We start from the raw sequence: 23,433 nt of genomic DNA, 5'->3' as shown, positions 1-23,433 counted from the left end.
CGATTACGCGGGCTTCAATTTGGTCGGGGCGAGAGGATTTGAACCTCCGACCACCTGCACCCCATGCAGGTACGCTACCAGGCTGCGCTACGCCCCGAAAGCACAAGAGTATATCAGAAGCCCCACCGAAATGAATAGGCGGTTGGGCGCATTTTTTAGCCCTTCTCGGCGATCTGCTTCAGTTGCGCGAGCACGTGCTGCACCTGGATCAGGTCGGCACGCAGCGCGGGGACATCGACGGTCAAGACGGACGCGGACGGCGCGATGCCGGTGCTCGCCGGAGGCAGCGGCGCGGCCTCTTCGGGCATGGCAGGTTCGGCGTGATGCCGCCCTTCGTCGAGCCGGTTGCGCGCGCCGTTGATGGTGAAGCCTTGCTCGTACAGCAGTTCGCGGATGCGGCGAATCAGCAGCACTTCGTGGTGCTGGTAGTAGCGCCGATTTCCGCGTCGCTTGACGGGCTTGAGTTGCGTGAATTCCTGTTCCCAATAGCGCAGCACGTGCGGCTTGACGGCGCACAGTTCGCTCACTTCACCGATGGTGAAATAGCGCTTGGCGGGAATAGGCGGCAACGTGATGCGCTCGCTCGATTTATCCGACATGCAGTGGACGGACGGGTTTCAGGCCGGGCCGGCGGTGGTTGGAGTGGGATGGCGCGCCGACTCGGCGCGCAGCAGCAGCATACAGACTGGCCGCGGGAGCGGCAATGGACCGCGTCGCTACGGCCGTCGACTGTCGTCAGTTGGTCAGTCGCTGGACGCCAGCCCGGCGCGTTCCTCGACCAGGCTCTTGAGCTTCTGGCTGGCGTGGAAGGTCACCACGCGGCGTGCGGTGATCGGGATGATTTCGCCGGTCTTCGGATTGCGGCCGGGGCGTTGCGGCTTGTCGCGCAACTGGAAGTTGCCGAACCCGGACAGCTTGACGCTGTCGCCCTGCTCCAACGCTTCGCGGATCACGTCGAAGAACGCTTCGACCATGTCCTTCGATTCCCGCTTGTTGAGACCGACCTGGTCGAACAGCATCTCGGCAAGTTCGGCCTTGGTCAGGGTAGGCACCTCGGTGACGCGCGGTTCCGGTGCTTCTTCCGGCTGCGTAGCCGCGCGCCGGTCGTCAGCTTCGCCCAATGCTGCTGCGGTCATCAGAGTCGCGTGTTGGTCGTTCATCTCGTCAGTCTGCCGCCCGGATGCGGGTGCCCGGGCGGCCCATTCAGGGTTCGGGCTGTGGCTAGCCGCGCAGCCGGGCGCCGAAGGCGGCGGTGGCGGCTTCGACCATGCAGCGCACGGCGCTGTCGACGGTCTCGTCCTGGAGGGTCGCCCCAGTATCTTGCAAGGTCAAGCGGAAGGCAAGGCTTTTCTCGTCCGCGCCGATGGCCGCGGAAGCGGTCTTCGGGCGGAACTCGTCGAACAGCACGAGGCTCTGCAGATAGCGTCCGAAACCCTGCTTGTCGAGGGCGGCGCGCATCGCATCCGTGAGATCCTGCACACGCACCGTCTGCTTGACTACCAGCGCCAGGTCACGCACGGCGGCCGGGAACTTCGAGATCTCGGCATAGCCGGGCAAGCCGATGTCGCGCACCGCGTCCAGGTCCAGTTCGAACAGCACCGGCGCGTTGTTCAGCTCGTATGCCTGCAGCCACTGCGGATGCAGCTCGCCGATGACGCCGACCGGCTTGCCGTCGAGCAGCACCGTGGCGGCGCGGCCCGGATGCAGCGCGGGATGCGAGACCGGTTCGAACCGCGCCTGGCGCGGATGCAGCAGCGCTTCGACATCGCCCTTGATGTCGAAGAAATCGACCGGCCGCGTCGGCACGCCCCACTGTTCTTCGAAGGCCGGGCCGTAGGCGATGCCGGCCACGCGCATCGGCTGATCGTAGCCTGCGACCGTCAGGCCGCCATCGGTGGTAGCGGCGTTGCGCAGGAACACGCGGCCAACTTCGAACAGGCGCACGCGTGCGGCCTTGCGGTTCAGGTTGTAGCGAACCTTGTCGAGCAGGCCGCCGATCAGCGTCGAGCGCATCACGGCGAGCTGGCTGGCGATCGGGTTCAGCAGGCGGATCGGGTTGCCGTTGGCGGCGAAATCGCGCTCCCACTTCTCCTCGACGAAGGCGAAGTTGATCACCTCGTGATAGTCGCGGGCGGCGACGGCATGGCGCACCGCATGGGACGAGCGGCGTGCCTCGCCGGTCGGGCGCATCTCGCTCTCGGCGACCGGCGGCCGGGCCGGAATCCGCTCGAAGCCGTAGATGCGAGCGACTTCCTCGATCAGATCCTCTTCGATTTCCAGATCGAAGCGATAGCTCGGCGGCGTGACCTCGAACACGGTGCCTTCGGCGCCCTCGTTCTGCCCGAACGGCAGGCCCAGCCGCTGAAACACGTCGGCGATGTCTGCGGGGTTCAGCGCGATGCCGAGCACGCGTTCGGCGCGCGCGACGCGCAGCCGAACCGGCGGACGCTGCGGCAGGTTGACCGCCTGATCGTCGACCGGGCCGGCCTGGCCGCCGCAGATTTGCAGGATCAGTGCGGTGATGCGCTCGATATGCTCGACCGTGGTCGCATAGTCGACGCCGCGCTCGAAGCGATGCGCGGCATCGGTCGAGAAGTTGTAGCGGCGCGCGCGGCCCTGGATCGCCTGCGGCCACCAGAACGCGGCTTCCAGATAGATGTTGGTCGTGTCCAGCGTCACGGCGGTGCTGTCGCCGCCCATGATGCCGGCCAGGCTCTCGATTTCCTTGTCGTCGGCGATCACGCCGACGGTCTCGTCGACCTCGACGGTATTGCCGTTCAGCAGCTTCAACTGCTCGCCCTTGCGGCCCCAACGCACGTCAAGGCCACCGTGGATCTTGTCGAGATCGAACACGTGCGACGGACGGCCAAGTTCGAGCATCACGTAGTTCGAGATGTCGACCAGCGCCGAGATGCTGCGCTGGCCGGCGCGTTCGAGCCGCTGCACCATCCATGCCGGCGTCGCGGCCCTCGCGTTGACGCCGCGGATCACGCGGCCGCTGAAGCGGCCGCACAGGTCGGGCGCGGAAATCTTGACCGGCAGCCGGTCATCGATGGTGACCGCCACCGGTTCCATCGCCGGCAGCGTCAGCGGCGCGCCGGTCAGTGCGGCGACCTCGCGCGCGACGCCGTGGATCGACAGGCAATCGGCCTTGTTCGGCGTCAGCTTGATCACGAAGACCTGGTCGTCGAGGTCCAGGTAGCGGCGGATGTTCTCGCCGACCGGCGCATCGTCGGGCAGGATCAGCAGCCCTTCGTGGTCCTCGGACAGCTTCAGTTCGCGCGCCGAGCACAGCATGCCGTAGCTTTCGACGCCACGCAGCTTGCCGACCTTGATCTCGAACGGCTTGCCGCCGGCTTCGGTCGGCGGCAGCACGGCGCCCACCAGTGCGCACGGCACCAGGATGCCGGGCTTGACGTTGGGCGCGCCGCAGACGATCTGCAGGGTCTCGCCGGTGCCGGCGTCGACCTGGCAGACGTTGAGGCGGTCGGCGTTCGGATGGCGCTCGGTGGCGAGCACGCGGGCGACCACGATCTTGTCGAACGGCGGCGCGACCGGCCCGACCTCCTCGACTTCCAGCCCGGCCATGGTCAGGCGGTGCGAAAGCGCGTCGGTGGTCAGGTTGTCGGGATTGACGAAGGTACGAAGCCAGGATTCCGAGAATTGCATGGCGCTACTGATCCGGTGGGTATGCTGTGGGCGGCGGCACGGCGCCGCCAGGGTTCGACGATGACGCTACGGCCGTTCGGGCTGGCAGGCAAGGCGCGGTGAAATCACGCGCCCGGGCCTTCACGCAAACTGGCGCAGGAAACGCACGTCGCCTTCGAAGAACAGGCGCAGGTCATTGATGCCATAGCGCAGCATCGTCAGCCGCTCCAGCCCCGAGCCGAACGCGAAGCCGATATAGCGTTCGGGGTCCAGCCCCATGTTGCGCATGACGTTCGGGTGCACCTGGCCCGAGCCGGAGATCTCCAGCCAGCGGCCCGCATTCTTGCCCTCCTCGAAGGCCATGTCGATCTCGGCCGACGGCTCGGTGAACGGAAAGTACGACGGACGGAAGCGCACCTGGATATCGTCGCGCTCGAAGAACTTGCGCAGGAAATCGGTATAGACGCCCTTCAGGTCGGCGAAGCTGACGTTCTCGCCGATCCACAGGCCTTCGACCTGGTTGAACATCGGCGAATGGGTCGCGTCGCTGTCGACGCGATAGGTGCGGCCCGGGCAGATCACCTTGATCGGCGGCATCGCCTTGCCGCGGTACTTCTCGACGTGCATGCGCGCATAGCGGACCTGCATCGGGCTGGTATGCGTGCGCAACAGCAGCAGCTTGTCTTCGCTGTCGCGGCCGTCGACGTAGAACGTGTCCTGCATCGAACGCGCCGGGTGGTTGTCCGGGTTGTTCAATGCCGTGAAATTCATCCAGTCGGTCTCGATCTCGGGACCGTCGGCGACATCGAAGCCGATCGATCCGAAGATCTGCTCGACGCGCTCCCAGGTGCGCATCACCGGATGCAGGCTGCCGCGCGCGACGGCGCGTCCGGGCAGCGTGACATCGATCGCCTCGGCCGCCAGCCGCGCGTTCATCAGCGCGTCGGCCAGCGCTTGGCGGCGCGCTTGCAGCGCGGCCTCGACCTGCTGCTTGGCCTGGTTGATGCGGGCGCCCTGCTCCTTGCGGGCCTCCGGGTCCAGTTTGCCGAGGCCCTTGAGCAGCTCGGTCAGCGCGCCGGTCTTGCCGAGAAAGCGCGCTTTCTCGTTTTCCAGCGTGGCGTTGTCGTTGGCGGCGGCGAAGGCGGCCTGCGCGTCGGCGACGATTTGGTCCGGATCCAGTGACATGGCGGTGGTCGGCGATGAATGGTGTATGGCTCTGGGTCCCGCACGCGGCGGGACCGGCAAAAAAAAAACGGGACTCGATTCGGAGCCCCGTTTCGGCGGCCCCTTGGCGGAGGCCGCTTTCGACCTTGCGGTCGGTGCATGCGCCCGGTCGCTTGCGCGACCGGAACCGGCATCAGGCAACGGCGGCTTTCACCTGGTTGACGATGGCGGCAAAGGCAGGCTTGTCGTGAATCGCCATGTCCGACAGCACCTTGCGGTCCAGCTCAATCGAGGCCTTCTTCAGACCGTTCATGAACACGCTGTAGGTCATGCCATGCTCACGCGTCGCCGCGTTGATACGTGCAATCCAGAGGGCGCGGAACACGCGCTTCTTGTTGCGACGATCGCGGTATGCGTACTGGCCAGCACGCATGACCGCCTGCTTGGCGATGCGATAGACATTATTGCGACGGCCGCGGTAACCCTTGGCAGCGTCAATGACTTTCTTGTGGCGGGCCCGTGCGGTGACCCCACGTTTGACTCGAGGCATGAAACTCTCCTTTCGTTTTCGTCAGGGGTTAGGCGTAGGGCATCATCGCGCGAACGGACTTCAGGTTCGTCTCATGGACGTCCTGAGTGCCACGCAGTTGACGCTTGTTCTTGGTGGTCTTCTTCGTCAGGATGTGACGCTTGAAGGCCTGGCCACGCTTGAACGAACCGTTCGGACGCGCAGTAAAGCGCTTGGAAGCGCTTTTCTTGGTCTTCATCTTCGGCATGAAAAACTCCAGCTCTATGACATGCATGCAGGTGGACGGCTGACGCCGACGCTTGCAAGACCCGCATCCACTTGTTTTGCACGGCGCCGCGAGCGGCCCGCGCTGTGTTCGCGTGTCGTCCGGACGCACAACCGGCGCCCGCACGCCACGCAAAACCCGCTTACTTTTTCTTCTTGGGCGCCAGCACCATGACCATCTGGCGGCCTTCCATCTTCGGCATCTGCTCGACCTGGCCGAACTCCTCCAGATCGCTCTTGAGCCGCTCGAGCATGCGCGCGCCGATTTCCTGGTGGGCCATCTCGCGACCACGGAAACGCAACGTGATCTTGGTCTTGTCGCCGTCTTCCAGGAATCGCTTCAGATTGCGCAGCTTGACGTTGTAGTCGCCATCATCCGTGCCCGGGCGGAATTTGACTTCCTTGACCTGGATGATCTTCTGCTTCAGCTTGGCCTCGTGGGCGCGCTTGGCTTCCTCGTACTTGAACTTGCCGTAGTCCATGATGCGAACCACGGGAGGAGACGCGTTGGGCGCGATCTCCACCAGATCCAAGTCCTTGTCTTCCGCCTGGCGCAGTGCGTCCATGAATTTGACGATGCCCAGCTGCTCGTTATCAACCCCTACCAGGCGCACTTCGGGCGCGCTGATCTCGCGGTTGATGCGATGACCTTTGTCCGTAGCGATGTTCCGTTACCTCAAGAAGAAAAAAACAAGCCGTGCTCCCATCAGGCTTTGGTGGCGACGTCGTTGTTCAGACGCTCCACGAACGCGGAGACGGGCATCACACCCAGATCCACGTTGCCACGGGCACGCACGGCCACTTGATTGGCGTCCCGCTCCTTGTCGCCGACCACGATCAGGTACGGCACCTTCTGGAGCGAGTGCTCGCGGATTTTATACGTAATTTTCTCGTTACGCAAATCCGCCTTGGCCCTAAACCCTTGTTTTTGCAGCAGTTGCACGACGTTTTCCGCATATTCCGCCTGCGAATCCGCAATATTCATCACCACGACCTGCTCCGGGGCCAGCCAGGCCGGCAGCGCGCCGGCGTGGTTCTCCAGCAGGATGCCCAGGAAGCGCTCGAACGAGCCCAGGATCGCCCGGTGCAGCATCACCGGCCGCTTGCGCGAGTTGTCCTCCGAGACGAACTCGGCATCCAGCCGCTCCGGCAGCACCAGATCCAGCTGCAGCGTGCCGCACTGCCACGAACGGCCGATCGCGTCCTTGATGTGGTATTCGACCTTCGGGCCGTAGAAGGCGCCCTCGCCCGGCAGTTCCTCCCACTGCACACCGCAGGCGCGCAGCGCCATCCGCAGCCCCTCTTCGGCGTGATCCCAGACCGCGTCCGAACCGGCACGCTGCTCGGGACGAAGCGACAGCTTGACGGCGACGTCCTTGAAGCCGAAGTCGTCGTAGACCGAGAACGCCAGGTCGTTGAAGGCCTTGGCCTCGGCGACGATCTGCTCTTCCGTGCAGAAGATGTGGGCGTCGTCCTGCACGAAGCCGCGCACGCGCATCAGGCCGTGCAGCGCGCCGGACGGCTCGTTGCGGTGGCAGGAGCCGAATTCGGCCAGCCGCAGCGGCAGGTCGCGGTACGAACGCAGGCCGTGGTTGAAGATCTGCACATGGCCGGGACAGTTCATCGGCTTGATCGCGTAGTCGCGCTTCTCCGACTCCGTGACAAACATGTTTTCCTTGTAGTTCTGCCAGTGGCCGGACTTCTCCCACAGCGAACGGTCCATCACCTGCGGCGTGCGTACTTCGCTGTAGCCGGCCTCCGTCAGCCGGCCGCGCATGTATTGCTCGACCGCCTGCCAGATCTGCCAGCCCTTCGGATGCCAGAACACCATGCCGGGCGCCTCTTCCTGCAGGTGGAACAGGTCCAGCAGCTTGCCCAGCTTGCGGTGGTCCCGCTTCTCGGCTTCCTCGAGCATGTGCAGGTAGGCGTCCTGGTCTTCCTTGCGGGCCCAGGCCGTGCCGTAGATCCGCTGCAGCATCTCGTTGTTGGCATCGCCGCGCCAGTAGGCGCCGGCCACCTTCATCAGCTTGAAGACCCTCAGCTTGCCCGTGGACGGCACGTGCGGGCCGCGGCACAGGTCGACGAACTCTCCCTCGCGGTACAGGCCGATTTCCTCGCCGGCCGGAATCGACGCGATGATCTCGGCCTTGTACTTCTCGCCCATCGATTCGAACAGCTTGACCGCCTCGTCGCGGCTCCAAACCTCGCGCGACACCTTCTCGTCCTTCTTCGCCAGCTCCACCATCTTTTTCTCGATGGCTGCCAGATCCTCCGGCGTGAAGGGGCGCTTGTAGGCGAAGTCGTAGTAGAAGCCGTTCTCGATCACCGGACCGATCGTGACCTGCGCGTCGGGATACAGCGACTTGACCGCATAGGCCAGCAGGTGGGCCGTCGAGTGGCGAATGACCTCGACGCCCTCCGGATCCTTGTCCGTGACGATGGCCAGCGAGGCATCGCGATCGATCAGGTAGCTGGTATCGACCAGGTTGCCGTCGACCTTGCCGGCCAGCGCGGCCTTGGCCAGGCCGGCACCGATGCTCTGCGCGACCTGGGCGACCGTGACGGGTTCGGGGAACTCGCGGCGGGAGCCATCCGGCAGCGTGATTGCGATCATCTTTGACCTCTTACAGGGAATCCGCCGGCAACGCGATCGTCGCTTCGGGGCGGATGAATAGTTCTCGACTGGCCGCCCCGCATGGGACCGGGCGACCGGCAGCTTATCAGGGTGCTGGCAGGCGACAGGCGAAAAAAAACGCGGCCAAGGCCGCGTTTTTCATAATTTCACCCAATCGATCGGCCCGATGTACCGGGCGACCTGGGACGAAGACGCACCTCGACCTACTGTCGCTTGTCAGCGGTAGTAGTTCGCGATGTCATAACCATGGCGTCTGGATGTCCTTCGGTGAAATGTACTGGGTACTGCTGTCTTCGGTACTGCAATTCGTTGGTAGGCTCGATTGGACTCGAACCAACGACCCCCACCATGTCAAGGTGGTGCTCTAACCAGCTGAGCTACGAGCCTAGCGAAGCCGCAAGTATAGCATCACTTTCTTTGAGCCTGCAACACCCCGGACACCTCTTCGATCAGACCGAGCGCGCGCTGCAGCTGGGTGGCCTCCGCCACCTCGGCGGTGAACTGCATCCGGGCCACGCCCTTGCTGCTCAGCGTCTTGACCCCGGTGACGTTGATCTTCTCGCGCGACAGCACCTCGGAGATGTCGCGCAGCAGCCCCTGGCGGTCGATCGCCTCGACGTGGATCGTGACCGGATAGACCGCGTCGCTCTTCTTGCCCCACTCGGTCTGGATGATCCGCTCTGGCGCGCGCGCGGCCAGCTGCTGGAACGTATGGCACTGGCGCCGGTGGATCGACACGCCGCGTCCGCGCGTGACGAATCCGACGATATCGTCGGGCGGCGCCGGCTTGCAGCAGCGCGACATCTGCGTCATCAGCGAATCGACGCCGACCACCAGCACGCCGCTCTTGGCGCCGCGCGCCACGCTGGTGGCGCGGCTCTTCTTGGTGACCGCCTCTTCCTCGCTGACCTGCGGCGCGCCCTCGCCCTCGGGATGGCGCAGCGCCTGCTCGACGTGGCGCAGGCTGAATTCCTCCTTGGCCACCGCCGCATACAGCTCATCCGGCGTCTTGAAGCCCAGCCGCGTCGCCAGCACGTCCAGATTGACCGCGGTCTTGCCCTCGCGCTGCAGCGTCTTGTCGATCAGCACGCGGCCCTGCGCGATGGTTTCCTGCGAATCGAGCGCGTTGAACCACGCGCGCACCTTGGCGCGCGCCCGCGAGCTGGCCAGGTAGCCGAGGTCCGCATTGAGCCAGTCGCGCGACGGCCCGCCCTGCTTGACCGCGACGATCTCGACCGTCTGGCCGTTCTTCAGCGGCGTGTTCAGCGGCACCATCGCGCCGTCCACGCGCGCGCCGCGGCAGCGATGGCCGAGGTCGGTATGCAGGTAGTAGGCGAAGTCGACCGGCGTCGCGCCCTGCGGCAGCGCGACCACCCGCGCCTGCGGCGTCAGCACGTAGATGTGGTCGTCGATCGCCGCATGCTTGAGCTGCTCCCACGGCGACTCGTCGTGCGCGACGGTGTGGTCGGCATCGTCCTTCCACGCCAGCAGCTGCCGCAGCCAGGCGATCTTCTCGTCGTAGCTCTCGTTGGCGGCGAACTGACCGCTGTAGCCCTTGCCGCCGGCCTCCTTGTAGCGCCAGTGCGCGGCCACGCCGTACTCGGCGAAGTGGTGCATCTCGTGGGTGCGGATCTGCACCTCGAAGGCGCGCCCGTCGTCGCCGATCACCACCGTATGCAGCGACTTGTAGCCGTTGGCCTTGGGACGCGAGATGTAGTCGTCGAACTCGCGCGGAATCGGCTGCCAGACGTGGTGCACGATGCCGAGCACCGCGTAGCAGTCCTTGATGTCGTCGACGATCACGCGGAAGGCGCGCACATCGTACAGATCGGCGAAGTCGAGATCCTTGCCGCGCATCTTCTTCCAGATGCTGTAGATGTGCTTGGGCCGGCCGCTGACCTCGGCGCGGATGCCGGCCGCGGCCAGCTCGCGCTGCAGCCGCTCGATCGCCTGCGCGATGTAGCCCTCGCGCTCGATGCGCTTTTCATCAAGAAGGCGCGCGATGCGCTTGTAGGTGTCCGGCTGCTCGAAGCGGAAGGCCAGGTCTTCCAGCTCCCACTTCATCTGCCAGATGCCGAGCCGGTTGGCCAGCGGCGCGTAGATGTCCAGCGTTTCGCGCGCGACGCCGGGCAGCGGCGCGTTCTTGGTCTGCGCCAGCCAACGCAGCGTCTGCAGCCGCGAGGCCAGTCGCACCAGCACGACGCGGATGTCCTGCGCGAAGGCCAGCAGCATCTTGCGCAGCGCCTCGACCTGCTCGTGGCGCGCCTGCGCCTCGTTGCGCGAGGACGGCGCCTCGACGGTATCGCCGCGATTGACCGCGATCGCGCCGATGCGCAGCAGCTGACGCACGTCCTTGACCAGGCGGGCGACCTCGTCGCCGAAGCGCTCGGGGATCTCCGCTTCGGTCTCCGGCACGAATGCCGCCACGGGGAACAGGCAGGCCGCGGCGCGCGCGGCGTCGTCGATGCGCAGGCCGTCGAGAATGCGCAGCATCCCCTCGGCATGCGACAGCACGCTCTCGCCGGTGGGCAGCGCTACCGCCTCGCCGTGCTCGCGCGCGTACGCCAGCGCCTGCTCGACCAGGCCCGCGTCCGGCGTACCGGCGATCTGCCCGGCCGCGTCGGTGGACGTCACCATGTCACCACTTCCCCTGCTGCACCTTTCAACCTACCTTCAATGCACGCTCAACGCACCTTCAACCCACCTTCAACGCCATTCGAACCAATACGCGTTCCGGCTCAATTCAGCGCCGCGGTGACCACCACTTCGATCCGATACTTCGGATTGGCCAGCTTCGCTTCGACCGTCGCGCGCGGCGGCGTATTGCCCTGCGGCACCCATTCGTCCCAGACCTCGTTCATCGCGCCGATATCGGCGATGTCGGTCAGGAAGATCTGGCACGACAGGATGCGCGTCTTGTCGCTGCCGGCCTCGGCCAGCAGACGGTCGATATGGCCAAGCACCTCGCGGGTCTGACCGCGGATATCGGCGTCGGGATCGACCTCGGGCACCTGGCCGGCCACGTAGACCACGCCGTTGTAGACGGCATATTCGGAAAGGCGTTTGCCCACATGGGCGCGTTTCAGTTCGGTCGTGCTCATCGTTCTATGAAGGCAGCCTGCGCTGCTCTGGGTTGACTGGCGCGGCAAGGGGCTCAGGCCCCTGCCGCGCCGATGAAGAATTCTCGCGCGATCGCGATCTGTGCCGGATCGACGAAGGTCGGCGCATGGCCCACGTCCGGCACCTCGACCGAGCGCACCTGCTTGCCGCGCGCGACCATCTCGGCGACGGTCTCGCGCGTCAGCAGGTCCGACTGCGCGCCGCGCACCACCAGCACCGGCACTGGAATCGCCTCGAACATGCGCCACATCGTCGCCTCGCCGGCCGCGGCCATCTCGGGCGTGGTCTCGCGGAACGGTACCGCGAGCGCGGGATCGTAGTGCAGGCCCCATTCCAGCCCTTCCGCGCCCTGCACCGGCTTGAGGATCGCGCCGTTCAATTCGCGCCACTGCTCCGGCGTATGGCGGCCGAACGACGCGCTGATCGTCTGCAGATACGCGAGGCCCTCCTCGAAGGTCTTGAAGCGGACCGGCAGTCCCAGATACGAGCCGATACGCTCGAGCGCCGAGGCGGCGATGCGCGGGCCGACGTCGTTCAGCAGCAGCTTGCGCACCGGGCTCTTCGGCAACGCGGCCAGCCCCATGCCGATCAACCCGCCCATCGAGGTACCGAACCAGTCCACCTGCTCGACGTTCAGCCGCGCGATCAGCGTCACCATGTCGGAGACGTACTGCGGCACGATGTAGCGGCGCGGATCGGCGAGCCAGTCGGAACGCCCGCGGCCGACCACGTCGGGACAGACCACGCGATATTCGCCGCTGAACGCGCGCGCGGTCTCGTCGAAATCGCGGCCGGTGCGGGTCAGGCCGTGCACGCACATCAGCACGCGCGGATTGCTTGGGTCACCCCACTCGTGGTACGCCATGCGGTGCAGGCCAGCGGGGCTGATGCACTGCACGAAGCCGAGGCGCGGACTGGCTGACATCTTGACTCCCTGCGCGAGGAACGCGAATAAGGCGCGGCAATGGCGCGCGTCGAACACCGCGACACGTAAGCGTCGCGCATGGCGCCGCGGGGCGGCGCCGGCTGGGCAAAGCCCGATTGTACGCCAGCGCTACAATGCGACAGCAACGACGGCCGTGCCGCGGCGGCACGGCGCATTGCCACCCCATTTCTCCACGGAGGCTCATATGCTGAAGGGCAAGACGGCGCTGGTGACCGGTTCGACCAGCGGAATCGGTCTGGGCATCGCCCAGGCGCTGGCCGCGCAGGGCGCGCATCTGATCGTCAACGGTTTCGGCGATGTGGACGGCGCCAAGCGCCAGATCGAGCAGGCGGGCAGCGGCATCCGCGTGGGCTATCACGGCGCGGACATGAGCAAGGCCGCCGAGATCGAGGACATGATGCGCTATGCCGACAGCGAATTCGGCGGCGTCGATATCCTGGTCAATAACGCCGGCATCCAGCATGTGGCCAATATCGAGGATTTCCCGATCGAGCGCTGGGACGCGATCATCGCGATCAACCTGACCTCGGCCTTCCACACCACGCGGCTGGCGCTGCCCGGCATGAAGCGCAAGGACTGGGGCCGCGTGATCAATGTCGCGTCGACGCACGGGCTGGTCGCCTCGGCGCAGAAGTCGGCCTATGTCGCCGCCAAGCACGGCATCGTCGGCCTGACCAAGGTCACCGCGCTGGAAACCGCGCAGACCGGCGTCACCGCGAATGCGATCTGCCCGGGCTGGGTGCTGACGCCGCTGGTGCAGAAGCAGGTCGAGGCCCGCGCCGAGCGCGAGGGCATTCCCGTCGAGCAGGCCAAGCGCGAGCTGGTGCTGGAGAAGCAGCCCTCGGGGCAGTTCGTCACGCCCGACGAGCTCGGCGCGCTGGCGGTCTTCCTGGCAAGCGACGCCGCGCGCCAGGTGCGCGGCGCAATCTGGAACATGGATGGAGGCTGGGTCGCGCAGTGATGGCGCGCTCAGCAAAGACGATGAAGCGAAGAGAAGTCCTGAAGGGCCTGCTTGCAGGCGCTACGCTGTCGGCCGGCCTGCTGCCGCTCGCCGGGGCCGCAACCCCGGCGGCGAAGGCCTCGGCCACCGGCACCCCGATCGAGGTCTACAAGAGCCCGCTGTGCGGTTGCTGCGATGGCTGGGTCGCGCATCTGCGCGAGCATGGCTTCGAGGTCAAGGTGCACGACGTCGAGGACACCGGCGTGCACCGCGCGCGCCTGGGCATGCCGGAGCGCTTCGGTTCCTGCCATACCGGCGTCGTCGGCGGCTATGCGATCGAGGGCCATGTGCCGGCCGCCGAGATCCGCAAGCTGCTGGCAGGCAAACCGAAGGCGGTCGGACTTGCCGTGCCCGGCATGCCGGTCGGCTCGCCCGGCATGGAGCAGGGATCGCGTGTCGATCCGTATTCGGTGCTGCTGGTGCGGGCCGACGGCGGCGCGTCGGTTTTCGCGCGCTATCCCGCTTCCGCCGTGGCGCGCTGAACGGCGCTGAACGGCGCTGACCGGCGCTGACCGGCGGTGAGCGGCGCTGACCGGCGGTGAGCGGCGCTGACCGGCGCCCTGGTCAATAAAAAACCCCGCCTCCATCGAGGCGGGGGTTTTACGTTGCGCCAGGCGACCGCGCCCGCCTTACAGCAGCGGCACGCCGGTCTTGCTCTGGATCTCCTCGCGGCTGACGCCCGGTGCGGTCTCGACCAGCTTCAGACCTTGCGGCGTGACATCCATCACGCCCAGGTCGGTGATGATCTGGTCGACCACGCCCACGCCGGTCAGCGGCAGCGTGCAGGCCTCCAGGATCTTCAGGTCCTCGCTGCCGTCCTTCTTCTTGGCGGTATGTTCCATCAGCACCACCACGCGGCCTACGCCGGCCACCAGGTCCATCGCGCCGCCCATGCCCTTGACCATCTTGCCGGGGATCATCCAGTTGGCCAGGTCGCCCTTCTGGCTGACCTGCATCGCGCCCAGGATGGCCAGGTTGATATGGCCGCCGCGGATCATCGCGAACGAGTCGGCCGACGAGAAGATCGACGAGCCCGGCAGCGTGGTCACGGTCTGCTTGCCGGCATTGATCATGTCGGCGTCGACCTCTTCCTCGGTCGGGAACGGGCCGATGCCCAGCAGGCCGTTCTCGGACTGCAGCCAGACCTCGACGCCCGGCGGCACATGGTTGGCCACCAGCGTCGGCAGGCCAATGCCGAGGTTCACATAGAAGCCGTCCTGCAGCTCGCGCGCGGCGCGCGCCGCCATTTCGTCACGGGTCCATGCCATGATCTGTCTCCTTGATCGTCAGGCCGCGGCACGCACGGTGCGCTGCTCGATGCGTTTTTCGGGATGGGCGTTCAGCACGATGCGCTGCACGAAGATGCCCGGGGTGTGGACCTCGTCCGGATCGAGCTCGCCGATCTCGACGATCTGCTCGACCTCGGCGACGGTGACCTTGCCCGCCATCGCGCACATCGGATTGAAGTTGCGCGCGGTGCGGCGATAGATCAGGTTGCCGGCCTTGTCGGCCTTGTACGCCTTGACCAGCGCGACGTCGGCGGTCAGGGAGCGCTCCATCACGTATTGCTCGCCGTCGAATTCGCGGATCTCCTTGCCCTCGGCGACGATGGTGCCGACGCCGGTCTTCGTGAAGAAGGCCGGGATGCCGGCGCCGCCGGCGCGCAGCTTCTCGGCCAGCGTGCCCTGCGGCGTGAATTCGAGCTCGAGTTCGCCGGCCAGGTACTGGCGCTCGAATTCCTTGTTCTCGCCGACATACGACGAGATCATCTTGCGGATCTGCCGCGTGGCCAGCAGCAGGCCCAGGCCGAAGCCGTCGACGCCGGCATTGTTCGAGATGCAGGTCAGCCCTTTCGCGCCGCTGTCGCGCAATGCCGCGATCAGGGCTTCCGGGATGCCGCACAGGCCGAAGCCGCCGACCGCGATGGTCTGTCCATCGCGGACCACGCCGGCAAGCGCCTCGGCGGCGCTGGCGTAGACCTTGTTCATATCGTCTCTCCTTCCTCGATGATGTTCCCGGACGAGGCGGCGACGCCGCTCGCGGGTAACGTTACAATCGCTACGGCCGCGCCGGGCGGGACCCGCGCGCCGGCCGTCGACAGCGCTCCAAAGGATACGCAAGCCCCGCAGCGGACGCCAGTACGTAGAAATACATAAGGACAATGCCTGCCATCGACTATCAGACCGCCTTCCAGCTGGCGCCGGTCGGCCTCGTGCTGTCGCGCGAGCGCAGGATCGAGGACTGCAACGACGAGGTCTGCCGCATCTTCGGCACGACGCGGGAGGCGCTGATCGGCCAGTCGTTCCAGGTACTGTATCCGACCGCCGACGAGTTCGAGCGCACCGGCGCCCGCATCGTGCCGATCATGAACGCGCGCGGGCTCTATTCCGACGAACGGATCATGAAGCGGGCCAACGGGGAATTGTTCTGGTGCCATGTCACCGGCCGCGCGCTGGACCGGCAGCAGCCGCTGGGGGCCGGCATCTGGAGCTTCGAGGACCTGTCGCAGAAGCGTCCTGTGACCGCGCAGCTGACGGCGCGCGAGCGCGATATCGCGGCCCAGCTGGTCGAGGGCAAGACCAGCAAGCAGATCGGCAAGTCGCTATCGATCAGCCCGCGCACCGTCGATATCTACCGGGCGCGGCTGATGAAGAAATACGGGGCGCATACCGCGGTGGACCTGGTGCAGCGGCTGGTCAATCATTGACCTGACGAGGCGTTGCGTACCGCTTGTTTGCTCCCCTCTCCCGCGCCGCGGGAGAGGGGTTGGGGGAGAGGGAGAACGGCAGCCGCCATACCGACACGGTAGGAGCATGGCGAACGCCTCTTGCCCTCTCCCCCACCCCTCTCCCCCCCCCCTCTCCCACAAGTGGGAGAGGGGAGAAAACCCTCAGCCTTCCAGCAAACCCTCAGCCTTCCGGCAAACCCTCAGCCCTCCAGCAAAGCCCGGATCGCCGCCGGCAGCGGCACCGATTTCTCCGCCTCGTAGTCGCACCAGACCACCTTGGCGCCGCCATCGGCGAACACCGTGTCCGCGTCGTCGCAGCGGCGGATCTCCGCCCGCGTCTCGAAGCTGCTGCGTCCGAGTTCGCCGGCGTAGACGCGGCATTCGATGTCGCCCGGATAGCGCAGCTGGCGCCGGAAATTCATATGGGCGTTGACGATCACCGGGCCCTGGCCGTTCTCGTCGCGGCCGTTGCAGCCCAACGATTCGAACCACGAGATGCGCGCCTGCTCCAGGTAGCGGAAATAGACGGTGTTGTTGACATGGCCCATCGCGTCCATGTCGCCCCAGCGGATCGGCATGCGCAGCGTGAAGACGTGTTTCATCGCGTGTGGTTCGGGATTGCCGTGTGGTTCGGGATCAGGCCGGACGGACGTTCGCGCGCGCAGGCGCGGGAACGGCTGCCGCCCGGTTCTCGCACAGATCAGCGCTTGGCGATGGCCGCCTCGGCCTTGCCGACCAGGTCGGCGCCGATCTGCTTTTTCCACTTGTCGTAGACCTTGGCGGTCGCCTTGCGGAAGGCATCGTGCTCGGCGGGGCTCAGGTGCGTGACCTTGACGCCGTGCGCCTCCATCTCCTTCCAGGCCGGCGCGCCCGGCTCGGCCAGGCCCTTGCGGGCCAGCGCGACTTCCTGCTTGCCGGCATCGATCGCGGCCTGCCTGACGATCTCGCGGTCGGCCGGCGTCCAGCTTTCCCAGATCTGCTTGTTGACGACGAAGATCAGCGGGTCGGCGACATAGCCCCAGGTCGTCACGAATTTCTGGCCGACCGTGTACAGCTTGGCGGCGGCGAACACCGACTGCGGGTTCTCCTGGCCGTCGACCGCGCCCGAGGCCATCGCCGGCTGCGCGTCGGCCCAGCTCATCTGGGTCGGGTTGGCGCCCAGCGCGTTGAACGTGTCGATATACAGCGGCGAGCCGACGACCCGCAGCTTCAGGCCCTTCAGGTCCTCGGGCTTGCGGATTTCGCGCTTGGAGTTCGACACCTCGCGGAAGCCGTTCTCGCCCCAGGCCAGCGGCACCACGCCGGCCTTCTCGAGCGTGGTGAACAGGTGCTTGCCGACCTCGCCCTGCGTCAGCGCGTCGAGCGCCTTGTAGTCGGGCATCAGGAACGGCAGCGAGAACAGGTTCAGCTCGCGCACCTGCGGCGACCAGTTGATGGTCGAGCCGATCGCCATGTCGATCACGCCCTGACGGATCGCCGAGAACTCGCGGGTCTGGTCGCCGGCCACCAGCGAGGTGCCCGGATACAGCTTGATATTGATGCGGCCGTTGGTGCGCTGGCGGACCAGGTCGGCCCAGATCTCGCCGCCCTTGCCCCACGGGAAGGCCGGGCCAAGCACCAGCGACATCTTGTATTCGGACTTGTAGGTCTGCGCCATCGCACCGGCGGGCGCGAGCGCGGCGGCGGCGATAGTGGCGGCCATCGACAGCATCAGGACACGGCGTTTCATGAGTCAGTTCTCCTCTCGGGAATCGTTATTTGGACTGAAGATCAAGCAGAAATACGGGGCCGGGGCACACGCACCCCGGACCTCAATAGCCAAGCCGCGCCGGCAGCCAGGTCGCCAGCGGTGGGAACGCCAGCACCAGCAGCATCGCGCCGAACATCGCCAGCAGCATCCACACCACCCAGGGCACGGTCTCCTCCATCGGCACGCGGGCGATCCGGCAAGATACCATCAGGTTCACCGCGAGCGGCGGCGTGAACTGGCCCAGCGCCACCTTCAGCGTCAGCACCACGCCGAACCACACCGGGTCCCAGTTGAACGCATTGGCGATCGGCAGCAGCAGCGGCACGAAGATCAGGAAGATCGAGATGCCGTCGAGGAACATGCCGACCGTGATCAGCAGCAGCACGATCAGCGCCAGCACGCCGTATTCGCCAACGCCCGAATTGGCGATCGCCTGCGCGAGCGGGTCGATCACGCCCAGCGTCGACAGCGCATAGGCGAAGATGCCGGCCAGCGCCACCACCAGCAGGATCACCGACGACGTCTCGGCGGCCTCGCGGAAGATCACGTACAGGTCGCGCAGGCCGATCGAGCGGTAGACCACCATGCCGACGAACAGGCCGTAGACCACCGCCACCACCGCGGCCTCGGTCGGCGTGAACCAGCCCGCGCGCATGCCGCCGAGGATCAGCACCGGGGCGAACAGGCCCCAGGCCGCCTCGCGCAGGCTGCGCCAGAACGGCGGCCGCGGCAGCGAGGCCTCGGCCGCGCCCATCCGGTGCTTGCGGGCCAGCCAGACCGCCGGCACGATCAGCGCGATGCCGGCCAGCACGCCGGGAATCATGCCCGCGGCGAACAGCGCCGGCACCGACGCGCCGGGCACCAGCACGCTGTAGACGATGAAGGCGACCGACGGCGGAATCAGGATGTCGGTGGCGGCGGCCGCGCCGACCACGGCGGCGCTGAACGAGCCCGGATAGCCGGCACGCGACATCGCGGCGATCATCACGCCGCCCACCGCCGCGGCGTTGGCCGGACCCGAGCCCGAAATACCGCCGAGGAACATCGCCACCAGGATCGCCACCAGCGGCAGCATGCCAGGGCCGCGCCCGACCACCGCGATCGCCAGCGTGACCAGCCGCTGCGCGACGCCGGAGCGGTCGAAGATCGAGCCGACCAGCACGAACATCGGAATCGCCAGCAGCGGATACTTGGCCAGGCCCGCATAGAAGTTCTGCGGCACCGCCAGCAGGCCGAACATCTGCGTATCGAGATTGGACAGCCCGATCGCCGCGAGGCCACCCAGGCCCAGCGCGACGCCGATCGGCACGCCGAGCAGCATCAGCACGATGAAGACGGCAAACAGCACGATGGCGATCAGCGTCATGGCTGGCGCTCCCCGCCGTCCTGTCGGCGCTGCGCGTGCAGCGCCTTCAATGCGCGCAGATTGCGGCCGGCCAGCGCCAGCGCACGCAGCGCGATGCAGGCAGACAGCAACGGCAGCCAGACCGAGTACCACCAGCTGGGCACCCCGATGCCGGGCGAGGTCTCGCCGTACGTGTATTCATCCCAGGTGATACGCGCGCCGAGCACCGCCAGCGCGACGAACATGATCGCCACCGCCAGTGCCGACACCACGGCCAGCCGATGCTGCCGCGCCGCGCTGCCGCGCTCGAAGAAGAATTCGATGCGGATGTGCCGGTCCCGCGCGACCGCGGCGCTGCCGCCGACCAGCGCCAGCACGATCATCAGGAACACCGAGAACTCCTCGGTCCAGGCGAACGATTCGTCGGTCAGATAGCGCACCACAACGTTGGCGAAGGTGATGACCACCAGCAGCATCATCACGACGATGCCGATCCAGTCTTCGATGCGGGGGCTGATGCGGAATTCGGCATCCGCTGCCTGGTCCACGGGTTCGGTGATCAAGGCCGAATCGACCGCGTGCTGTGGCGCGGCGTCGCGCCGTGCCTGCTCTTGCTGCTCCATCTCCCCGGCCTCCGGTCCGGTCTGCCGTGCCCTGCTGGACCGCGGCAGCTGCTGCATGACGCCTTGGCGGCGTACTTTTGTGAATGCGTTCTTTTCTGGCCGACGCCGCTGCCGCGTGGCCGCGGGGCGCGGCTAATTAAAGGCTTACGGAATCGGCACCAGCGAATTATGCCCACACTGGCGATGGGCGGGACACCTCCAATACCCTAGGCAATGGCAGCGGCATGCAGGTGGCCAGGCGTCGGCCGTGGCGCCCGAGGGGACCGGATAAGCCCCGGGCTGGAAGGCCCGCCCCGCTTCTGGCGGGCGGCGGGCACAGGCGATCGCCGTGGATCGCGCGCCGACTCGCTGATGAAGCCGATATCGGCGGCGCGCGTGGCCGGCTTTATACCATACCGTCGTCGGCGGTGATCACGGCGCCGTTGATGAACTGCGACTGGTCCGAAGCCAGCAGCAGCAACAGGCCGTCGAGGTCTTCGGGCTTGCCCAGCCGCTTGCGCGGCAGCAGCTGGATCAGCTTCTGGCCGGCATCGGTGTCCCAATGATGGTGGTTGATATCGGTGTCGATATAGCCGGGGCAGATCGCATTGACGTTGATGCCATAGCGGGCCCACTCCAGCGCCATCGCCTTGGTCATGTGGACCACCGCGGCCTTGCTCATGCAGTAGACACCGATCTGCGACAGCACCTTCAGGCCGGCCACCGAGGCGATATTGATGATGCGCGACTGCGGCAGCGGGGTGCCGTTGCGCTCGGCGCCCTTGGACCGCGCGATCATCCGCTTGGCAACCTCCTGCGCGACAAAGAAGGCGCCACGGGTATTGGTGTCGAAGACGAAGTCGAAGTCCTCGGCGGTGACATCGGTCAGCCGCTGCGTGGTCGACACGCCCGAGTTGTTGACGACGATGTCGATCGCGCCCGCCTCGGTCTCGGCATGCGCCACCGCGGCGCGAATGCTGTCCGGATCGGTCACGTCGAGCCGCACCACATGGGCGCTGCCGCCATCGGCCTCGATTGCCGCCCGCAGTTCCTTGAGCCGCTCGGCGCGGCGGGAGGCCAGCACGACCTTGGCGCCCGCGGCCGACAGCACCTGCGCGAAGCGCATGCCCAGCCCGCTCGACGCACCGGTCACCATCGCGACCTTGCCTTCCAGATTGATCGACAAACCCATATGGACCTCTGCAGTGGAACGCGTCCCGGCCTTGCCGGCGATCGCGTTCGATGGCTGCCCTCGTTTGACGGGAACGCGGGCAGTATATTAAAAAACGAACGATCGTTCCAAAAAATTGCTTGCCTGTGGGTGTCGAGTCCCGGACAATGCCGGAGATTCTAAGAACTCGGGCACAAAAAGGAAACAGCGAGGCAGAAGCGGGCGGGCAAAAAACCGCGCGCCGATCCGTCGCGATCCAGCAGAAGAGCCGACCCCAAGCAGCCGGACCACGCGCCAACGCGCAGCACGCCGACCCCGCCTTGCCGGCCCCATGCCATCCTTGCCGACCTTGCCGTCGCCCGGTTCCGGCAGCACAGGCCACCCCGGATCACCGCTTCCCCCAACACAAGTACGCAGCAACAAAAGAGGGTTAGAGACAATGGACCAGCAGCAGCTCGTGGAGCAGTTCGGCCCCCGCGAATCCATGGAATACGACGTCGTCATCGTCGGCGGCGGTCCCGCCGGCCTGGCGACGGCCATCCGCCTGAAACAGCTGGCGCAGGACAATGGCAGCGAAGTCAATGTCTGCGTGCTGGAAAAGGGCTCGGAGCCCGGCGCCCACATCCTGTCGGGCGCGATCATGGACCCGCGCGCGCTGAACGAACTGCTGCCGAACTGGAAGGAACTGGGCGCGCCGCTGAACCAGCCGGTCACCGAGGACCAGTTCCTGTTCCTGAACGAGACCGGCTCGCGCGGCACGCCGCCGGCGCTGCTGCCGGAGTGCTTCCATAACGAAGGCAACTACATCGTCAGCCTGTCGAACTTCGTGCGCTGGCTCGGCCAGCAGGCCGAGGCGCTGGGCGTGGAGATCTTCCCGGGCTTCCCGGCCGCCGAGGTGCTGTACAACGAGGACGGCTCGGTCAAGGGCGTGGCCACCGGCAACCTCGGCATCGGCAAGGACGGCGAGCCGACCGACAACTTCCAGCTCGGCATGGAGCTGCACGCGAAGTACACGATCTTCGCCGAAGGCTCGCGCGGCCATCTGGGCAAGCAGCTGATCGAACGGTTCCGCCTCGATGCCGGCAAGGACCCGCAGAGCTACGGCATCGGCCTGAAGGAGCTGTGGGAGATCGACCCGAGCAAGCACAAGCCCGGCCTGGTGGTTCACACCGCGGGCTGGCCACTGGACCCGGCCACCTATGGCGGCTCGTTCCTCTATCACATGGAGGACAACAAGGTCGCGGTCGGCTTTGTCGTCGGACTCGACTACACCAACCCGTGGCTGTCGCCGTTCGAGGAATTCCAGCGCTTCAAGACCCATCCGCAGATCCGACAGTACTTCGAGGGCGGCAAGCGGATCGGCTACGGCGCGCGCGCGATCACCGCGGGCGGCCTGCTGTCGCTGCCCAAGACCATCTTCCCGGGCGGTGCGCTGGTCGGCTGCGACGCCGGCTATCTGAATGCCTCGCGCATCAAGGGTAGCCACGCCGCGATCAAGACCGGCATGCTGGCCGCCGAGGCCGCCTTCGAGGCGCTGCAGGCAGGCCGCCAGCACGACGAGCTGACCGCCTATCCGGCCGCATTCGAGAACAGCTGGCTGTATAAGGAACTGCTGCAGGCCAAGAACTTCAAGCAGTGGTTCAAGAAGGGCCGCACCACGGCGACGCTGATGACCGGCATCGAGCAGTGGCTGCTGCCCAAGCTCGGCATCCGCAATCCGCCGTGGACGCTGCACCGCGAGAAGCCGGATCACGTCTACCTGAAGCCGGCCGCCGAATGCCAGCAGATCGTCTATCCGAAGCCGGACGGCAAGCTGACGTTCGATCGCCTCAGCTCGGTGTTCATCAGCAACACCAACCACGAGGAAAACCAGCCCGCCCACCTGACGCTGAAGGACGCCAGCGTGCCGGTGCAGATCAACCTGGACAAGTTCGCCGGCCCGGAAAGCCGCTATTGCCCGGCGGGCGTCTACGAGTTCGTCGCCGACGAGGAACGCGGCGGGCAGCGCCTGCAGATCAACGCGCAGAACTGCGTCCACTGCAAGACCTGCGATATCAAGGACCCGACCCAGAACATCGTCTGGGTGACGCCGGAAGGCGGCGGCGGTCCGAACTACGTGGGGATGTAAGGCGGCTCACCGCCTTGCTGTTCTCCCCTCTCCCACACGTGGGAGAGGGGTCGGGGAGAGGGCAAGCGGCGTGCGCCATCGCGAACGCCCCTCGTTCATCGAACGCTGCTGCCCTCTCCCCCAGCCCCTCTCCCGCCACGCGGGAGAGGGGAGCAAATCCCTCCCCGCCTACACCGTCATGCTGGCCGCGGCCAGCAGCTGTTCGTAGATATAGCAGTGCAGTAGCGCGGCCTCCCTCTCCCCCAGCAGATCGAACGCCACGCCGAACGCCGGAAACTCGGCATCGCCGTCGTCGCGCGCCGGATTGCGCGCCCAGGCGTCGACCGTGATCTCGCTGTCGGTGCCAGCGGTGCGCAGCACGAAACGAAGCTGCAGCCGCGTGCCGGGAGCGGGCGTCGGGCCG

The 23,433-nt window shown here is 66.4% G+C and carries 22 protein-coding genes, 2 tRNA genes and 1 pseudogene; 4 read left to right on the top strand and 21 right to left on the bottom strand.

All coding sequences use genetic code 11. The features are described from left to right. Nucleotides 1-20: 20 nt before the first annotated feature. The 13 genes from B551_RS21785 to B551_RS21725 all read right to left on the bottom strand — a co-directional run bounded on the left by B551_RS21785 (nt 21) and on the right by B551_RS21725 (nt 12,285). A tRNA-Pro gene (locus tag B551_RS21785) sits at nt 21-97 on the bottom strand. 58 nt (nt 98-155) lie between these two features. Beyond that, nucleotides 156-599, bottom strand: a complete 444-nt coding sequence (locus B551_RS21780; protein ID WP_006575462.1) for a MerR family transcriptional regulator — start codon at nt 597-599, stop codon at nt 156-158. A gap of 144 nt (nt 600-743) precedes the next feature. After that, nucleotides 744-1,136, bottom strand: coding sequence for an integration host factor subunit alpha (locus B551_RS21775; protein ID WP_370646864.1), 393 nt, complete (start codon nt 1,134-1,136; stop codon nt 744-746). 85 nt (nt 1,137-1,221) lie between these two features. Next, a complete protein-coding gene (gene pheT, locus B551_RS21770) occupies nt 1,222-3,669 on the bottom strand; it encodes a phenylalanine--tRNA ligase subunit beta (RefSeq protein WP_023265012.1) in 2,448 nt (815 codons plus the stop codon). Between the two features lie 120 nt (nt 3,670-3,789). Further along, the gene (pheS, locus tag B551_RS21765; protein ID WP_172682488.1) at nt 3,790-4,827 is read right to left on the bottom strand and encodes a phenylalanine--tRNA ligase subunit alpha; all 1,038 of its coding nucleotides are present in this window, start codon (nt 4,825-4,827) and stop codon (nt 3,790-3,792) included. Nucleotides 4,828-5,005: 178 nt separating this feature from the next. Further along, nucleotides 5,006-5,362, bottom strand: a complete 357-nt coding sequence (gene rplT / locus B551_RS21760) for a 50S ribosomal protein L20 (RefSeq protein WP_006575465.1) — start codon at nt 5,360-5,362, stop codon at nt 5,006-5,008. A gap of 28 nt (nt 5,363-5,390) precedes the next feature. After that, nucleotides 5,391-5,588: a 50S ribosomal protein L35 gene (rpmI, locus tag B551_RS21755; RefSeq protein ID WP_006575466.1), complete on the bottom strand. Its 198-nt coding sequence runs from the start codon at nt 5,586-5,588 to the stop codon at nt 5,391-5,393. A gap of 160 nt (nt 5,589-5,748) precedes the next feature. Next, the gene (gene infC / locus B551_RS21750) at nt 5,749-6,270 is read right to left on the bottom strand and encodes a translation initiation factor IF-3 (RefSeq protein ID WP_082371427.1); all 522 of its coding nucleotides are present in this window, start codon (nt 6,268-6,270) and stop codon (nt 5,749-5,751) included. Nucleotides 6,271-6,311: 41 nt separating this feature from the next. Then, nucleotides 6,312-8,219 carry a threonine--tRNA ligase gene (gene thrS, locus B551_RS21745; protein ID WP_023265010.1) on the bottom strand — a complete coding sequence of 636 codons (1,908 nt, stop codon included), beginning with the start codon at nt 8,217-8,219 and terminating at the stop codon, nt 6,312-6,314. 331 nt (nt 8,220-8,550) lie between these two features. Continuing rightward, nucleotides 8,551-8,627 (bottom strand) — tRNA-Val (locus B551_RS21740). 21 nt (nt 8,628-8,648) lie between these two features. Continuing rightward, nucleotides 8,649-10,877 (bottom strand): bifunctional (p)ppGpp synthetase/guanosine-3',5'-bis(diphosphate) 3'-pyrophosphohydrolase, encoded by a 2,229-nt coding sequence (locus B551_RS21735; RefSeq protein WP_006575470.1) that lies wholly within the window; start codon nt 10,875-10,877, stop codon nt 8,649-8,651. A gap of 101 nt (nt 10,878-10,978) precedes the next feature. Further along, on the bottom strand, nt 10,979-11,341 hold the full coding sequence (locus B551_RS21730) for a RidA family protein (protein WP_006575471.1): 363 nt from the start codon (nt 11,339-11,341) through the stop codon (nt 10,979-10,981). A 53-nt stretch (nt 11,342-11,394) separates the two neighbouring features. Further along, nucleotides 11,395-12,285 carry an alpha/beta fold hydrolase gene (locus tag B551_RS21725; RefSeq protein WP_006575472.1) on the bottom strand — a complete coding sequence of 297 codons (891 nt, stop codon included), beginning with the start codon at nt 12,283-12,285 and terminating at the stop codon, nt 11,395-11,397. A gap of 205 nt (nt 12,286-12,490) precedes the next feature. Here B551_RS21725 and B551_RS21720 point away from each other — a divergent pair, with 205 nt between their 5' ends. Together B551_RS21720 and B551_RS21715 are read left to right on the top strand one after the other, a co-directional pair. Then, on the top strand, nt 12,491-13,267 hold the full coding sequence (locus B551_RS21720; RefSeq protein ID WP_006575473.1) for a 3-hydroxybutyrate dehydrogenase: 777 nt from the start codon (nt 12,491-12,493) through the stop codon (nt 13,265-13,267). Between the two features lie 20 nt (nt 13,268-13,287). Further along, the gene (locus B551_RS21715) at nt 13,288-13,788 is read left to right on the top strand and encodes a DUF411 domain-containing protein (protein ID WP_023265008.1); all 501 of its coding nucleotides are present in this window, start codon (nt 13,288-13,290) and stop codon (nt 13,786-13,788) included. A gap of 147 nt (nt 13,789-13,935) precedes the next feature. Here the strand turns inward: B551_RS21715 and B551_RS21710 are convergent, their stop codons facing one another. Further along, nucleotides 13,936-14,574, bottom strand: coding sequence for a CoA transferase subunit B (locus B551_RS21710; RefSeq protein ID WP_006575475.1), 639 nt, complete (start codon nt 14,572-14,574; stop codon nt 13,936-13,938). Between the two features lie 18 nt (nt 14,575-14,592). After that, complete coding sequence (locus B551_RS21705; protein WP_023265007.1) at nt 14,593-15,294, bottom strand: CoA transferase subunit A; 702 nt, start codon at nt 15,292-15,294, stop codon at nt 14,593-14,595. A gap of 173 nt (nt 15,295-15,467) precedes the next feature. Between B551_RS21705 and B551_RS21700 the strand changes: the two genes are divergently transcribed. After that, the gene (locus B551_RS21700; RefSeq protein ID WP_006575476.1) at nt 15,468-16,013 is read left to right on the top strand and encodes a PAS and helix-turn-helix domain-containing protein; all 546 of its coding nucleotides are present in this window, start codon (nt 15,468-15,470) and stop codon (nt 16,011-16,013) included. Between the two features lie 221 nt (nt 16,014-16,234). Here the strand turns inward: B551_RS21700 and B551_RS21695 are convergent, their stop codons facing one another. The 5 genes from B551_RS21695 to B551_RS21675 all read right to left on the bottom strand — a co-directional run bounded on the left by B551_RS21695 (nt 16,235) and on the right by B551_RS21675 (nt 20,923). After that, nucleotides 16,235-16,636, bottom strand: coding sequence for a thioesterase family protein (locus B551_RS21695; RefSeq protein WP_006577550.1), 402 nt, complete (start codon nt 16,634-16,636; stop codon nt 16,235-16,237). Between the two features lie 98 nt (nt 16,637-16,734). After that, on the bottom strand, nt 16,735-17,763 hold the full coding sequence (locus B551_RS21690) for a DctP family TRAP transporter solute-binding subunit (protein ID WP_006577549.1): 1,029 nt from the start codon (nt 17,761-17,763) through the stop codon (nt 16,735-16,737). 82 nt (nt 17,764-17,845) lie between these two features. Further along, complete coding sequence (locus tag B551_RS21685; RefSeq protein ID WP_023265006.1) at nt 17,846-19,150, bottom strand: TRAP transporter large permease; 1,305 nt, start codon at nt 19,148-19,150, stop codon at nt 17,846-17,848. Continuing rightward, nucleotides 19,147-19,752 carry a TRAP transporter small permease gene (locus tag B551_RS21680; protein ID WP_006578586.1) on the bottom strand — a complete coding sequence of 202 codons (606 nt, stop codon included), beginning with the start codon at nt 19,750-19,752 and terminating at the stop codon, nt 19,147-19,149. The genes B551_RS21685 and B551_RS21680 overlap by 4 nt, the downstream gene beginning before the upstream one ends. 385 nt (nt 19,753-20,137) lie before the next feature. Continuing rightward, the gene (locus B551_RS21675; RefSeq protein WP_006578585.1) at nt 20,138-20,923 is read right to left on the bottom strand and encodes an SDR family oxidoreductase; all 786 of its coding nucleotides are present in this window, start codon (nt 20,921-20,923) and stop codon (nt 20,138-20,140) included. A 418-nt stretch (nt 20,924-21,341) separates the two neighbouring features. On the opposite strand from B551_RS21675, the gene B551_RS21670 reads away from it, so the two are divergent. Next, nucleotides 21,342-23,030: an electron transfer flavoprotein-ubiquinone oxidoreductase gene (locus tag B551_RS21670; RefSeq protein WP_023265004.1), complete on the top strand. Its 1,689-nt coding sequence runs from the start codon at nt 21,342-21,344 to the stop codon at nt 23,028-23,030. Nucleotides 23,031-23,198: 168 nt separating this feature from the next. Here the strand turns inward: B551_RS21670 and B551_RS26765 are convergent. Beyond that, nucleotides 23,199-23,433 (bottom strand): annotated as a pseudogene (locus B551_RS26765) (flagellar brake protein); the annotation flags it as partial.

The sequence above is a fragment of the Cupriavidus sp. HPC(L) genome (assembly GCF_000307735.3).
Classification (GTDB): Bacteria; Pseudomonadota; Gammaproteobacteria; order Burkholderiales; family Burkholderiaceae; genus Cupriavidus.
The sequence above is the reverse complement of the archived record's forward strand: the minus strand, read 5'-3'. Positions and strand labels throughout refer to the sequence as shown.